General features: G+C 63.8%; 12 protein-coding genes. 4 read left to right on the top strand and 8 right to left on the bottom strand.

All coding sequences use genetic code 11. The features are described from left to right. Positions 1-126 precede the first annotated feature (126 nt). The 4 genes from AC0L30_RS34370 to pgm all read right to left on the bottom strand — a co-directional run bounded on the left by AC0L30_RS34370 (position 127) and on the right by pgm (position 4866). Positions 127-1107, bottom strand: a complete 981-nt coding sequence (locus AC0L30_RS34370) for a PDR/VanB family oxidoreductase (RefSeq protein WP_007595256.1) — start codon at positions 1105-1107, stop codon at positions 127-129. 11 nt (positions 1108-1118) lie between these two features. Then, positions 1119-1871: a GntR family transcriptional regulator gene (locus AC0L30_RS34365; RefSeq protein ID WP_007595257.1), complete on the bottom strand. Its 753-nt coding sequence runs from the start codon at positions 1869-1871 to the stop codon at positions 1119-1121. A 6-nt stretch (positions 1872-1877) separates the two neighbouring features. Further along, positions 1878-2927: an aromatic ring-hydroxylating dioxygenase subunit alpha gene (locus AC0L30_RS34360; protein WP_198957655.1), complete on the bottom strand. Its 1050-nt coding sequence runs from the start codon at positions 2925-2927 to the stop codon at positions 1878-1880. A 292-nt stretch (positions 2928-3219) separates the two neighbouring features. Next, positions 3220-4866 (bottom strand): phosphoglucomutase (alpha-D-glucose-1,6-bisphosphate-dependent), encoded by a 1647-nt coding sequence (gene pgm, locus AC0L30_RS34355; RefSeq protein ID WP_473406216.1) that lies wholly within the window; start codon positions 4864-4866, stop codon positions 3220-3222. A 142-nt stretch (positions 4867-5008) separates the two neighbouring features. Here pgm and AC0L30_RS34350 point away from each other — a divergent pair, with 142 nt between their 5' ends. Both AC0L30_RS34350 and AC0L30_RS34345 read left to right on the top strand, forming a co-directional pair. Continuing rightward, positions 5009-6136 carry an alpha/beta hydrolase family protein gene (locus AC0L30_RS34350; RefSeq protein ID WP_473406215.1) on the top strand — a complete coding sequence of 376 codons (1128 nt, stop codon included), beginning with the start codon at positions 5009-5011 and terminating at the stop codon, positions 6134-6136. A gap of 98 nt (positions 6137-6234) precedes the next feature. Further along, positions 6235-7023 (top strand): transglycosylase SLT domain-containing protein, encoded by a 789-nt coding sequence (locus tag AC0L30_RS34345; RefSeq protein ID WP_473365943.1) that lies wholly within the window; start codon positions 6235-6237, stop codon positions 7021-7023. A 226-nt stretch (positions 7024-7249) separates the two neighbouring features. Here the strand turns inward: AC0L30_RS34345 and AC0L30_RS34340 are convergent, their stop codons facing one another. Then, positions 7250-8062: a response regulator transcription factor gene (locus tag AC0L30_RS34340; RefSeq protein ID WP_354127428.1), complete on the bottom strand. Its 813-nt coding sequence runs from the start codon at positions 8060-8062 to the stop codon at positions 7250-7252. Positions 8063-8309: 247 nt separating this feature from the next. Between AC0L30_RS34340 and AC0L30_RS34335 the strand changes: the two genes are divergently transcribed. Then, the gene (locus AC0L30_RS34335) at positions 8310-9158 is read left to right on the top strand and encodes an MBL fold metallo-hydrolase (RefSeq protein ID WP_473256439.1); all 849 of its coding nucleotides are present in this window, start codon (positions 8310-8312) and stop codon (positions 9156-9158) included. A 30-nt stretch (positions 9159-9188) separates the two neighbouring features. Here AC0L30_RS34335 and AC0L30_RS34330 read toward each other — a convergent pair whose 3' ends face one another. The 3 genes from AC0L30_RS34330 to AC0L30_RS34320 all read right to left on the bottom strand — a co-directional run bounded on the left by AC0L30_RS34330 (position 9189) and on the right by AC0L30_RS34320 (position 12598). After that, positions 9189-10079, bottom strand: a complete 891-nt coding sequence (locus tag AC0L30_RS34330; protein WP_473256440.1) for an aldose 1-epimerase family protein — start codon at positions 10077-10079, stop codon at positions 9189-9191. A gap of 74 nt (positions 10080-10153) precedes the next feature. After that, positions 10154-11566: a mannose-1-phosphate guanylyltransferase/mannose-6-phosphate isomerase gene (locus AC0L30_RS34325; RefSeq protein WP_473406214.1), complete on the bottom strand. Its 1413-nt coding sequence runs from the start codon at positions 11564-11566 to the stop codon at positions 10154-10156. Positions 11567-11590: 24 nt separating this feature from the next. After that, positions 11591-12598, bottom strand: coding sequence for an NAD-dependent epimerase/dehydratase family protein (locus AC0L30_RS34320; protein WP_473255855.1), 1008 nt, complete (start codon positions 12596-12598; stop codon positions 11591-11593). 379 nt (positions 12599-12977) lie between these two features. Between AC0L30_RS34320 and AC0L30_RS34315 the strand changes: the two genes are divergently transcribed. Beyond that, positions 12978-14063: a glycosyltransferase family 4 protein gene (locus AC0L30_RS34315; RefSeq protein ID WP_473255856.1), complete on the top strand. Its 1086-nt coding sequence runs from the start codon at positions 12978-12980 to the stop codon at positions 14061-14063. Positions 14064-14131 lie beyond the last annotated feature (68 nt).

The raw sequence follows: 14131 nt of genomic DNA, 5'->3' as shown, positions 1-14131 counted from the left end.
CGCACAAAAAAATACCCCATATCGAGCCTCACTCCCGCTCGGCCAATTAAGCAAAGCCCTCGCAAGCGGGAGAGGTGGAGCCCGCGGCGCCTTCCATTCCGCCAGATGGATCCCGCTGCAATTCGTTTAGACCGGATCCGCACGCAGCAGCGTATCCACCGTGATGGTGCCCCGTGCGCGGGAGACGCAGGCGCAGATCTTCTGGTTGCTTTGCTTCTGATGGTCGCTGAAGAAGACGTCGCGATGGTCGATCTCGCCGTCGATGGCGACCACGTCGATGGCGCACAGGCCGCATTCGCCGCGCTTGCAGTCGTACATCACGTCGTGGCCGCTGGCGTTGAGGACATCAAGCATCGAGCGCTCGCGCGGGATCTCCAGCTCGACATCTGAGCCCTTCAGGCGCACGCGAAATGTCTCGGTCGGCAGCGTGCCGCTCGAACCAAAAGTCTCGTAGCGAAGATCGGGAAGCGGATGGCCGGCGCCGATCCAGGCGTGGCGCGCGGCATCCAGCATTCGCATCGGGCCGCAGAACAGCGCCAGCGCGTCCTTGGGCACCGAGGCGAACAGCGCGTCGAGATCGAGCCGCTTGCCCTCATCGCTGGCGTGAACGACCAGGCGATCACCAAGCACGGCGGCGAGATCGTCGAGATAGGCGGCTTCTTTGCGCGAGCGCACCGCGTAGTGCAGCGTAACATCGGCGCCGCGCCGGGCCAGCGCCTGCGCCGCACCTAGGATCGGCGTGATGCCGATGCCGCCGGCGATCAGGCAATAATGTTGACGCGCCCAATCGACTGCGAGCAGCGAGGCGGGCGTCGTGATGTCGAGCCGCGCGCCCGGCTGCAACGACCACATATAGCGCGAGCCGCCACGCGAATCCTCGGCGCGGCGCACCGCGATCCTTAGACCCTGCGACGACGCTTCCCCGACCAGCGAATAGGACCGCGTCTCCGGCTGCCCGTCGATGGTGACGCTGATATTGATGTGGCTGCCGACCGCATAGGCGGCGCCATCGAACTGGTCCGGCCGGATCAGGAATTCGCGGATACTGGGCGCGAGATCGCGCGTCGAGACGAGCGTCGCCGGAATCCAGGTTTCGATGAAGCGCATGGTGACGGCCCTCAATCGGTTGCGGACTTGATCAGCGCGAGCGCTGGCAGCAGGTCGAGATGGGTCCGGTTGCGCAGTGCGAGCCGCAAATTGCGCACCGCGAGCCGCGCATGCTCGCGCATGACCGCTTCGGCACGGGCGCCTTCGCGATTCTCGATGGCGTCGATCACGACGCGGTGGTGCTCCTGCCCGATGATCAGGATCTGCTGCGCCTCGGGCAGCGCCGACTGCGCCATCACGAAACCGCTTGGGGACGCAAACGGCAGCGACGAGGCGCGGTCGATCTGCCGGATCAGCGGCGGGCTACGCGACAATTCGGTGAGCAGGGCGTGGAAGCGCGCGTTCAGAGTGACATAGGACGAGAACGCATCGACCGAGATCGGGACCTGGCGCAACAACTCGTCGATCGCGGCGAGGCACTCCTTCAGCGGCTCGAGCTCGCGCGCGGAGACGCCGCGCTCGGCGGCAAAGCGCGCGGCGAGCCCTTCCAGCGTGCCGCGCAGCTCGATGGAATCAGAGATGTCGCGCTCGGAGAATGCCTTCACCATGAAGCCGCCGGAGGGAATCGCCTCCAAGAGGCCCTCCTCCTCCAGCCGCACCAGCGCCATGCGCACCGGGGTGCGCGAGGCGCCGGTCGTCTCCACCGCCTGCAGCTCGGAGATGCGCTCGCCGGGGCGCAATGAACCCGACAGGAGCTGGTCGCGCAGCGCGAGCTGCGCCTTCACGGTCTGCGAGACGGAGCGGTCGACCTCACGCTCGGCCATGTCGGCTTACTCCGCGGCCTGGAGATGCTGCGGCGGGTTTTCCTTTGCCACCATCTTGTCGATCAGCTTGCGCGTCCACATCGCACCGGCGTCGATGTTGAGATTGTAGAAGATGCGATCAGGGTTCTCGTCCATTGCGCGCTGCTGCGCCTCGAGGATCAGCTCGTCCTCGTGGAAGATGCCGGAGACGCCCTCGCGGATCTCGGTGGTGATGCGCTGCTCGCCGAGCTGATAATTGCGCACGAAGGCCCAGAAATAGTGGCAGGTCTTCTCGGTCTCCGGCGTGATGGTGTTGAGCACGAAGCCGTTGACGCCTTGCGAGCGGTCGCCTTCCGGCGCACCGGTGCCGGTCGGCGCCACGCCGACGTCGATGGCAATGGTGCACGGCGCCTCGAAGCGGATGATCTGCCAGCGGTCGACGAGCCCGGACTTGCCGAGTTGTTTCGCCCAGAACGGCGGCGCTTCGATGCCGCGCATCCAGCGCGTCACCGTAACAGTCTTCTCGCCATGGGTGACGTCGAACGGCGCCTCCGCGACCGCCTCGTTGCCGATGGACGAGCCGTGCACGAACGTCTCGTGGGTGAGGTCCATGAGATTGTCGAGCACGAGGCGGTAGTCGCAGTTGACGTGGATGGTCTTGCCGTCGCCGGCCCAGGCCGGGTCGTGATTCCAGTGCAGGTCGGGCACGAGCGCAGGATCGGCCAGCGCGGGATCGCCCATCCAGAGCCAGATGTAGCGATGACGCTCGACCACCGGATAGGCGCGCACGCAGGCCGACGGGTTGATGGTCTCCTGCGAGGGCATGAAGGTGCAGCGCCCTTGCGCATTGTATTTCAGGCCGTGATAGCCGCAGACGACCGTGTCGCCTTCGAGCCGGCCCTTGGACAGCGGCACCAGGCGGTGCCAGCAGGCATCCTCCAGCGCGGCGACCGAGCCATCGGCCTTGCGGTACATCACGACGTGCTTGCCGCAGATCGTCCGCGGCAGCAGCGCCGGCTTCACGTCGGCGTCCCAGGCGGCGGCATACCAGGCGTTCATCGGGAAGGGTTTTGTCACCGGTCTCACTCCCAAGGCTTATGAATACGTCATGTATACAATAGCGGAGGAATGGAATCGTTCAAGCGCGAATTGGGCGTATTATAATACCATAATACGGGATCATGTATACATATCTAACTCCGCTGTCATCACCCGCGAAGGCGGGGAATCCGGTACGCCGCGGCCGTCATTGGTTCACTCAACTGGCGCCACGGCGTACTGGATCACCCGCCTTCGCGGGTGATGACAGCTGTTGATGCGGCGAGTCCTCCCTTGGAGGAGCAGTGGCAGCGGCGCTTTGGCTCGTCGGCTATGCCCCGAACACCTTCGCCAACCCTGCCTGAGCCTCCTGCTGAATCGCCTTCAGGTGTTCGGGGCTGCGAAAACTCTCCGCGTAGATCTTGTAGACGTCCTCGGTGCCCGAGGGCCTCGCGGCGAACCATCCGAAATCGGTCTCGACCTTGATGCCACCGAACGGCTGGCCGTTGCCGGGCGCCTTGCTCAGGGTGGCGCGGACGGGATCGCCGGCGAGATCCTTCAGGCCGAGCTGCTCGGGCGTGACGGACTTCAGGATGTTTTTCTGCGGCGTGGTCGCGGCGACATCGATGCGCGCGTAATGGGGCACGCCGAACTCCGCGGTGAGGTCGTGGAAGAGCTGGCTCGGATCGCGGCCGGTCTTCGCCATGATCTCGGCCGCGAGCAGGCCGAGGATGATGCCGTCCTTGTCGGTGGTCCACACCGTGCCATCGCGGCGCAGAAACGAGGCGCCTGCACTCTCCTCGCCGCCGAAGCCGAAGCCGCCCGTGAGGAGACCGTCGACGAACCATTTGAACCCAACCGGCGTCTCGACCAGCTTGCGGCCGAGTTTTTTCGCGACGCGGTCGATGATGGAGCTCGACACCACGGTCTTGCCGATCGCGGCGTCCTTGCCCCAATTCGGGCGATGCGCGAACAGATAGGAGATCGCGGTCGCGAGATAATGGTTCGGATTCATCAGGCCGCCGGTGCGCGTCACGATGCCGTGGCGGTCCGCGTCGGTGTCGTTGGCAAAAGCGACGTCGAAGCGGTCGCGCATCGCGATCAGGCTCGCCATCGCGTAAGGCGAGGAGCAGTCCATGCGGATCTTGCCGTCCCAGTCCACCGTCATGAAGCGGAACGTCGGGTCGATCGCCTCATTCACCACGGTCGCCTTCAGGCCGTAGCGCTCGATGATCGGATGCCAGTAATGTACGGCGGCGCCGCCGAGCGGATCGATGCCGATATTGACGCCGGCGGATTTGACCAGGTCGAGATCGACCACGTTGCCGAGATCGGCGACATAGGGTGTGACGAAGTCATAGGCGTGGACGTTTGCGGATTTGCGTGCCCTGGCGTAGTCGATGCGGTTCACGCCTTTGAGGCCGTCGGCGAGATAGGCATTGGCGCGCCTCTCGATCACGGAGGTCGCGTCGGTGTCGGCCGGCCCACCATGCGGCGGATTGTATTTGTAGCCGCCGTCCTCGGGCGGATTGTGCGAGGGCGTGATGACGACGCCGTCGGCAAGGCCTGAGGTGCGGCCCTTGTTGTAGGTCAGGATCGCATGCGAGATCACCGGCGTCGGCGTGTAGCCGCCGTCCTTGTCGATCATGATGTCGACGCCGTTGGCCGCGAACACCTCGACGGCGCTGACCAGCGCCGGCTCGGCCAGCGCATGGGTGTCGATGCCGATAAAGAGCGGACCGGTCAGCCCCTTTTCACGTCGGTAATCACAGATTGCCTGCGTCGTCGCGAGGATATGGCCCTCGTTGAAGCTGGTCTTGAACGAGGTGCCGCGATGGCCGGAGGTACCGAACGCCACCCGCTGCGCGGGATCCGCGACATCAGGCTTGCCGGCGAAATAGGCCGTCACCAGCCGCGGAACGTTGGTGAGCGCGTCCGGCGAGGCCTGCTTGCCCGCCGCGGGATGAACATCAGCCACTGGATATACCTCGTCCTGTCGTAGAGATTGCGCAATACCATAGCATCGGCCAAGCCCGCGCCAAGAGCACAACACCCGCAATGGGGCGGCCGTTCCTGAGATCATGCTATGGTCTTTCGATCGGGGCTTTTCGAGTCGGGGCATGACGCTGTTTCAGAGGCTCTTGGTCGTTCTGATGGCGGGCATCGCGCCCGATGCGATGGCCGCGGAGTTCTACACCGAGGATTTGCGTATCCCGATGGTCGAGGCCGGACCGCAGGGGCTGGAGGCGTTCCTGGTCCGGCCGGCCGGGACCAGGCGCTATCCGCTCGCGCTGCTCAGCCACGGCTCGCCGCGCAGTTTCGACGATCGCGCGACGATGTCCGCGCACAAATATTATGGCATCGCTCTCGAATATGCCCGGCGCGGCTTTGCCGCGCTGATCGTGATGCGGCGCGGCTACGGCACCTCGCCCGGCGGGCGCGTCGACAGCATCGGCGGCTGCGCCAACGCCGCTTATCTGCCGGCCGCGGCGATCGCGGTGGCGGATTTGCGCGCGTCGATCGAGGCGATGGCGCGGAGGGCCGACGTCACCACGTCAGGCATGATCGCGGCCGGCCATTCCGCCGGCGGGTTCGCCACTGTCGCCTTGACCGCGCAGGCGCCAGCGGGTCTCGTCGCCGCGATCAGCTTTGCCGGCGGGCGCGGCTCGCGCGACGACGACGACGTCTGCAATCCCGACGGGCTGGTGCGGGCCTTCGCCACGTTCGGCAAAACCTCCCGCGTGCCGATGCTGTGGGTCTATGCCAGCAATGATTCCTACTTCGGTCCCGACCTCGCGCGCCGCCTCCATGACGGATTTCGCGCCAATGGCGGCAACGCGAAATTCATCGCGGCGCCGCCTTACGGCGACGATGGCCACTATCTCTATTCGGTCGTGAGCCGTCCGCAATGGACGCCCTATCTCGACGCCTTCCTGCGCGAGCGAGGTCTCGGCCACGATGTCCTGAGCCCGCCCGATCCGCTGCCGCCGCCGGGCCAGCTCAGCGAGGCCGCGCGCGCCGAGTTCGCGCGCTATCTCGCCAGCACGATGCCGCACAAGGCTTTTGCGGTGTCGCCGAACGGCGGTTACGGCTGGCGTTCGGGGCGGGCGACGGCCGACGACGCCCAGCGCGATTCACTTGCCGCCTGCACAAAATGGTCGTCTGCCTGCACCCTCTATGCAGTCGACGACAAATTGGCCGGGGCTGCGCCAAGCACATCAACCGACCAGAGCTCGCGGTCGCGATAGCTTCATTGCGCCGCCTGCCGCTCGCGCCGTCCGAGCCGGGCCGCACCCCGAGCCGCCAGAAAATCGGTTGTTAACTCGAAAGATATAATACGTGGTCCATGCTGCGGGATCGAACACACATCAACGCCCGCGCAACGTGGACACACGTTGCGATCGCTGTGCTTTGGTTGGCATCCACCTCCGTGCACGCCCAGAACGACGTGGAACCGGCGTTGGCGGCGGGCGGTCGCGATGCAGATCTCGGCGCTGGAGAGACGCCGGCGTCGCGGGCGGCGATCCGAAAAATCATCGAAAGAGAAACGGCCAAGACCAATCTGCCCGCCGACATAGCCGAGGCCGTCGTCTTCGTCGAAAGCGGATACAATCCGGGCACCATTGGCGCCGTCGGCGAGATCGGCCTCATGCAGGTTCGGCCCGAAACGGCAGCGATGCTCGGATTTCGGGGAAATAACGCAGAACTCGCAGAGCCCGACATCAACATCCACTACGGCGTTCTCTATCTGAGCCGCGCATGGCGCCTGGCCGGCGGGGACCTTTGCCGAGCCCTGATGAAATATCGAGCCGGTCACGACGAGGAGTCCATGACTCCGCGCTCCCAGGTCTATTGTCACCGCGCCCGCAATCGTCTTGTCTCTATGAACTCGACGAGTGTGGGAAGCCAGGCTGCCGCAATCCCAGATGTGGCACCGGCGCCAACTCCGGCGCCCACCATCTCGAAGTCAGCGCACAATCAAAAAACCCCGGCACAGCCGAAGGACGTTTACGCGCGTTACCGTCAAGGCACGGCGGTCGCGAGCAGGGCATATTGGGCAGCACAGGAAGCCCGGGTCCGCCTCATCAAGGCTCGCGTCGAAGCCAGGTGGAAACGGGTCGCATCACGCCAATAGAATTGCCTGCCCAGAGACGAGCAGCGGTTAGACGAACGACATTTTTGAAACCGAACTTTGAAACCGAACCTGAATAGAGATCATGCACAACAGTTTGAGAGTTTTATTCGCAATCGTCGCGACCGGCGCCGTGGCCTTGTCGGCCTTTCTCGCGATTCGGTTCCTGGTCGGTTTCAGTGGCTGAACCCGCTGGCGCCGCCGGCACCATGTCGTGCTGCGCCTCCGTCTAGAGCCGCTCGCTCAGCGCGAGCTTGTAGCCGACGCCGGTGACCGTGGTGATGACGGGCGTGCCGCTGCCGACGAGCTTGCGGCGCAGCCTCGCCACCAAGGCATCGACAGTGCGGATGTCGACCTCGGCCTGGCGATTGCTGACGACCTCGATCAGATAGTCGCGGCTAAGCGGCCTGCCGTCGGCGCCGACGAGCGCCGCGAGCAGGTCGAATTCGGCGCGTGTCAGCGCCACCGGCTTGCCGTCGCTGCCGAGCAGCTCGCGCCGCGTCAGGTCGATGATCCAGTCGCCGAAGGCGATCGAATTGTGGTTGCGCGCCGCCTTGCGGTCGATCGAGCGCCGCCGCAGCACGCTTCGCGCGCGCGCGAGCAGGTCGCGCAAATTGATCGGCTTGGTGACGTAGTGGTCGCCCGCGACCTCGAGGCCGAGGATGCGATCGACGTCGGTGTCGCGGCGGGTGACGAAGATGATGCCCGCATTGCTGGTCGCCTGGATCTCCTTGGCGAGATCGAAACCGTCGCCGTCGGGCAGTTGCACGTCGAGGAAGACGAGATCGGTCCGCATCCGCAGCGCCTGGCGGCATTCCGCGCAGGAGCCGGCGCCGACCACGTCGAAATTGTTCTCGCTGAAATAACCGACCAGCATCGTCCGCGTCACCGGATCGTCCTCGACGACGATCAGCCGCTCGCGGCCAGCGACACGCAATTCCTGAACTGCGGAATCAGCCACGATGTTGGATGTCCTGTGTGCTTGCGGGCCGACCTGGAAGCTCAGGTCGCCGAGCGCGCCGTCCTGTGAACGTACATTCACGACTGTTCGAGCCCCCTCGAATTGCCTGCTGCAATACTAGGCGCGTTAGCGCGCCCAAACAACATTGGTCACGATCTGGCCGCATTAAGTATGAATTGGCCCACACTTCTCATCCCGAGCATCATGTTCGGGAGCCCCGCACGAGCGGCTGTTGTGCGGGCTGACGCCCATCCCGCGGCCACTTGCCCCGCCAAGAGCTTCAAATCTACTGTGGCGTCCCGAAAAGTCTGCCCCAGGAGGTGGCGCCATGGAAGTCATCCTGCTCGGCACCGGCGGCCCGCGCCCGGACCCGCGCCGCATGGCGACGACCACGCTGATCAGGCTGGGCGAGGAAAACATCCTGATCGATGCAGGCCGCGGCGTCATGGTGCAGCTCAGCAAAGCGGGCGTGCCGCTCGGCTCCATCAACACGGTCTTTCTCACCCATCACCATTTCGACCACATCGGCGACCTCTACGATGTGATGCTCAATTCATGGTTGCACGGGCGCAAGGACGATCTGAGCATCTATGGACCGCCGGATACCGAACGGCTCGTCAATACGCTCGTCACGCAGGTCTACGACAAGGACATCGCCTGGCGCGATCAGGGCGAGCCGAGCTTCGGCGGCTGGAAACCTGTCGTCGCGACCGACATTATACCGGGCCCCGTTCTCGACACCGGGCGCTGGAAGATCAGCGCCGAACTCGTCTCGCATGGCGACGGCCTCGACATGTCGCCGGCCTTCCTCGCACGCTGGATGTGTCTCGGCTATCGCTTCGAGGCCGAGGGCAAGGTCATCGCAATTTCCGGCGACACGGTGCCCTGCCCCGGTCTCGAGCGGTTGGCTGAGGGGGCCGACCTGCTGGTCCAGTGCTGCTTCCTCGCCACGCCGGAGATCGACAACGAGCACCTGCGCCGGCTTGCGAAATTCACGATGGCCTGTGGCGATACGGTCGGCAAAGTCGCGGCCAAGGCCGGCGTCAAGAAGCTCGCGCTGACCCATCACCGGCCTCGCACCGACGATTCCATGCTGAACGCGCTGCTCGTGGACGTCAGGCGGGACTACTCGGGTCCTGTCGTGCTCGGCGAGGACCTCACCCGGATCGAGGTCTGAAAACTCGAGATGCGCGAAGACCGTCCGACTTCAGAACGATCCAACCTCAACCCGAAATGACAATTGCTCTTCCGTCCCAGGCGCGATGTGCATCAGGCCCGGCTTGTCAGTGAATTCGCCGTCGAAGCCGGCCGGACTGGCATAGCCGCGCCAGGGCTCGATGCAGAGGAACTGCGCGCCAGATGGTTTCGACCAGACGCCAAGCTCGCGAAAGCCGCGCCATGACATTTCCAACCACGGCCCGGTGGACGCGCCCCGCTCCGCGGCATAGCGGACCGAATTGCTCGCGATCCGATCGAAGATGATTGCATCGTCGACGAACAGGGATTCGGACAGAGGCAACACGGAGCCTTTGATCGGGCTCGGCTCCGGTGCCGGACGCAGCAGGCCGCCGTCGAGACGGCGGACGGGAGATGGCTCTGCGTTCGCGAAGCTCAGCGCGTAACTCTCCTTCGCCAGTCCCGGTTGGAGCGGCCAGTTGAAAGCGGGATGGCCGCCGAGCGAGGCCGGCAATATCTCCTTGCCGGTGTTCGCGACCACGAGTGAAAGATCGAGACCGGATTCGTCGAGCGCATAGGTTGCCGTCAGGCGGAACGCGAAGGGGTAGAGCGCGCGCGTCGTCTCGCTGTCTTCGAGCACCAGGACACAGCGACTTTCGCCACGTTCCGCCCACGCAAAGCGGCTGTCGCGCGCGAAGCCGTGCTGGGTCATCCGGTAAATCCTGCCCCGGTGCCGCAATTCGTCATTGGCGAGACGCCCGACGATCGGAAACAGCAGCGGCGCATGGCGCGGCCAAGCCGGCTCCGCCTGCCAGACGAACTCGATGCCGGCATCGCTCGCCAGCGAACACATCTCCGCGCCTTGCGCCTTGATGGTCGCGGTGAGCCCGCCGCTGCGGATCGTATGCGTGTCGTCGGTCATAACAGCCTGTTCAGATCATCGCAGTTCGCAGGACAATTTCTAAATGTTCGCGGAATGTTGGAGCGACACTCTGCTCAAGAGCGCTGATAGTCGTCTTCAATCCGGATGATGTCGTCTTCCCCGAGATAGCTTCCCGTCTGGACCTCGATCAGCTCCAGCATGATTTTACCGGGGTTCTCCATCCGGTGCACCGCGCCCATCGGGATATAGATCGACTCGTTCTCGTGCACGCTTTTGACGGTCTCGTTGACGGTGACGCGGGCGGTGCCGCGGACCACGATCCAGTGCTCGGCGCGATGATGGTGCTTCTGCAGCGACAGCCGTCCGCCCGGCTTCACCACGATGCGCTTGACCTGGTGGCGCTCGCCATTGTCGACCGACTGGTAGCTGCCCCAGGGCCGATGCACCTTGAGGTGCTCCTCGGTGACTTTCGGTGCGACCGCCTTGAGTTTTGTGACCAGCCGCTTCAGCCCGTTGGCATCCTTCTGGCGCGAGACGAGCACTGCATCCGCGGTCGCGACCACAATGAGATCGTCGACGCCTTCGAGCGCGACCAGCGCGGCATCGGTGGTGACGTTGCAGTTGCGGCTATCTTCGAACACGGCGGCGCCATGCGAAGCATTGCCTTGGGCGTCCTTGTCCGACAATTCCCACACCGCGTGCCAGGAGCCGACGTCGGACCAGCCGCACGACACCGGCACGACCGCCGCGCGCGCGGTCTTTTCCATCACCGCATAGTCGATCGAAATCGCCTTGGCGGCGCCGAACGCCTCGGGCTCCAGCGTCACGAAGCCGAGATCGCGGCCGGCATTGGTCACGGCATTGGAGATCGCCTCCACGCTTGCCGCGTCGACCTTGCGGTATTCGTCGAGCAGGACGGCGGCCGGGAACATGAAGTTGCCGCTGTTCCAGAGATAGCCCGAATTGACGTAGTCGGCCGCCTTCACCGCATCCGGCTTCTCGACGAAGCGCGCGACCGCGTGTACCTCGCCGGAGATGACCTCGCCCGGACTGATATAGCCGTATTCGGTCGCCGGCCGCTCCGGCTTGACGCCGAAGGTGACGATGCGCCCGGCGCTCGCGGCGGTGAGGCCTTGGCGGCACGCCGCGACGAACGCGGCATTGTCCTGCACCACGTGGTCGGCGGCGAGCGCGAGCACAATGGCTTCACTGGCGCGGTTCTGCGCGAACACCGCGCCGGCTGCGATCGCCGGGCCGGAATCGCGCCGCATCGGCTCGAGGATCACGTCGGCCTCGATGCCGATCTCGGCGAGCTGCTCCAGCACCATGAAGCGGTAGGAGGCATTGGTGATGACGATCGGGCGATCGAACAGCGAGGCCTCCGAGACGCGCAACAGCGTGTCCTGGAAGGTCGAGCGCGTGCCGAACAGCGGCAGGAACTGCTTGGGCCGCACCTCGCGCGAAGCCGGCCACAGCCGCGTTCCGGCACCGCCGCACATGATCAGGGGGATGATTTTTTGGGACACGTGTGAGCTACTCAAGAGAGGGGTTTATACGCGGTGATAATTTCGATACCATTCGACAAAGCGGCCCAAGCCATCCGCCAGCGGCGTCGAGGGCGTGAAGCCGACGTCGCGTTGCAGGGCCGAAATGTCGGCGCGCGTCTCGAGGACGTCGCCAGCTTGCATCGGCAAAAGCGCGCGGATCGCGGGCTTGCCGATGATCTTCTCCAGTGTCTCGACGAACTCAATCAAATTGACCGAGCAATTGTTGCCGATGTTGTAGACGCGATACGGCGCATAGCTCGACGAGATTTCCGGCTGCTCGGCGTTCCACGCGGGATTCGGCGTCGCGGGCCGATCGAGGGTGCGGATCACGCCCTCGACGATGTCGTCGACGTAGGTGAAATCGCGCCACATATTCCCATTATTGAAAAGCTTGATCGGCTCACCCGCAAAGATCGCGCGCGTGAAGAGCCAGGCGGCCATGTCGGGCCGGCCCCATGGACCATAGACAGTGAAGAAGCGAAGACCGGTCACCGGCAGCTTGTGAACATGTGCGAATGTGTGCGCCATCAGCTCGTTGGCCCTCTTGCTCGCGGCATAGAGGCTGACCGGATGATTGACCGAATGCTCGGTCGAATACGGCAAGGTGCGATTGGCGCCATACACGGAGCTCGACGAGGCGTAGACGAGATGCGCCAGACCGTGGCGCCGGCCGGCTTCGAGCACGGTGACGAAGCCATCACAATTGGCGCGGATGCTGGTGATTGGGTCGTCGATCGAGGCGCGCACGCCGGGCTGCGCCGCAAGGTGCACCACGCGGTCGGGCGAGACCTCGTCGAACACACGCGTCACCGCAGCGAAATCTGCAAGGTCGATCTCGTGGAACGTGAAAGCATCATGCTTGAGCATCTCGAGGCGAGCGCGCTTGAGCGCCGGATCATAGTAAGGAGTTACTGCGTCGATGCCGACAACTCGTTCCCCGCGCGCAAGCAAGCGCTCACAGACATGCATGCCGATGAAGCCGGCAGCGCCGGTAACCACCACGGGGGCCAAAATAAACTCCGTTGTCCGTCCTCATATACCGCATTGCCAGACTGAACCGGTAGAGGCAAGGGTTCAGCATTGGAGAACAGCCGCCTCGCATCGGCAAGCTTAATGCCGGGCGCTTCGGATGTCAGCCTTCCCAAGTTAACCAGAAGGGGCGCCCTTTGCCTGCCGACGAAACATCGGATGCGCGCCCATAAAGGGCTCCCGGCTGCCCGGCAAGATTTTCAACAAGTGTTCCCGGAGCGCCGAACGAACAGCGCGATCACACGACCGATGTCGTCATAATTCCGTGCCTTCGGGCTGCTTCTTTCCGTGCTCACATTTGGTTCGAAAGCACAAATCGCGACCCACGCTTTGTGGCATCGACAACCCGAACGGCACAAAATTGAAGCTTTTCATCAACGGCCGCTTTCTCTCGCAAAAGCTGACCGGCGTTCAGCGTTATGCCGCCGAACTGGTCAAAGCGATCGATGCCCTGCTTGCTTCCGACCAATTGCCCGTTGCCCTCAGAGGAGCCGAGTGGCAATTGCTCGTGCCGAGCGAGACGAGCGAAGCGATCAATCTCGCCCACATCAAGGTACGCAAGATCGGACGGTTGAGCGGACATGCCTGGGATCAGATTGAACTTGCGCGCGCTGCCACTGGAGGTCGCCTGATCAGTCTAGCCAATGCCGGACCTGTGTTTCATCGTGATCATATTGTCGTCATCCACGACGCACAGGTCTTCCGCCGGCCCGATTTCTTCAATTGGCGCTATCTGGCCGTCCACCGAACGATGGGGCGCCTGCTTGCGCGCCGGGCCACGATCGCAACCGTATCGGCCTTTTCTCGCAATGAACTGGCTGCAATGCTTGGCCTTTCGAAAACCGATATTCCGATATTCCCCAACAGCGCGGAGCATTTCGCGTCCACAACGCCTGATCCCGGTATTCTCGACCGACTAGGGCTTCAGCCAGGAAAATATTTTCTCTTTGTCGGCTCCAGAACCAAGAACAAGAATCTCGCCGTTGCAATCGAGGCGGCGCGGCTGCTCGAACGAAAGGACGTTCCGCTCGTCATTGTCGGCGGTGACAACAGCAAGGTATTTCAAGACAATCTGGGCGAGAGCGAATCGGGCCTGCTTCTGGCGGGACGTCTGGCGGACGGGGAGATTGCAGCTCTGTATGCACACGCTCTGGCGTTCGTTTTCCCCTCTCTTTACGAGGGCTTTGGTGTACCGCCACTTGAAGCCATGATCTTCGGCTGTCCGGTCATAGCCTCGACGGCTGACGCGGTGATGGAAACGTGCGGCGAAGCAGCTGCTTATTTTTGCGCCAACGACGCTCCAGCGCTGAAACAGCTTATGCTCGAAAGGTTGGCAGTCGGCGCAATCTCTGATCAGGAACGCAGAAAGCAACAGGATCGTCTTGCATTATACTCGTGGCAAGACTCGGCGCGAGCACTGTTGGATTTTCTCGCGTCGCGCGCATAGCGAGGCGCCGCCGGTTTGGCGGAGAGCGCTTAAATTCTGCGCGCGGCTGTCTCAAGCACGCTGCTGAC

It is taken from the genome of Bradyrhizobium sp. MI1.11 (assembly GCF_055811255.1).
This window is presented reverse-complemented; position numbering and strand designations above follow the sequence as displayed.

Bases quoted from the DNA above. Each gene is read 5' to 3' on its own strand.
- AC0L30_RS34345 (WP_473365943.1), top strand. From the start codon at position 6,235: ATGCTGCGGGATCGAACACACATCAACGCCCGCGCAACGTGGACACAC.
- AC0L30_RS34350 (WP_473406215.1), top strand. From the start codon at position 5,009: ATGACGCTGTTTCAGAGGCTCTTGGTCGTTCTGATGGCGGGCATCGCG.
- AC0L30_RS34330 (WP_473256440.1), bottom strand. From the start codon at position 10,079: ATGACCGACGACACGCATACGATCCGCAGCGGCGGGCTCACCGCGACC.
- AC0L30_RS34335 (WP_473256439.1), top strand. From the start codon at position 8,310: ATGGAAGTCATCCTGCTCGGCACCGGCGGCCCGCGCCCGGACCCGCGC.
- AC0L30_RS34370 (WP_007595256.1), bottom strand. From the start codon at position 1,107: ATGCGCTTCATCGAAACCTGGATTCCGGCGACGCTCGTCTCGACGCGC.
- AC0L30_RS34365 (WP_007595257.1), bottom strand. From the start codon at position 1,871: ATGGCCGAGCGTGAGGTCGACCGCTCCGTCTCGCAGACCGTGAAGGCG.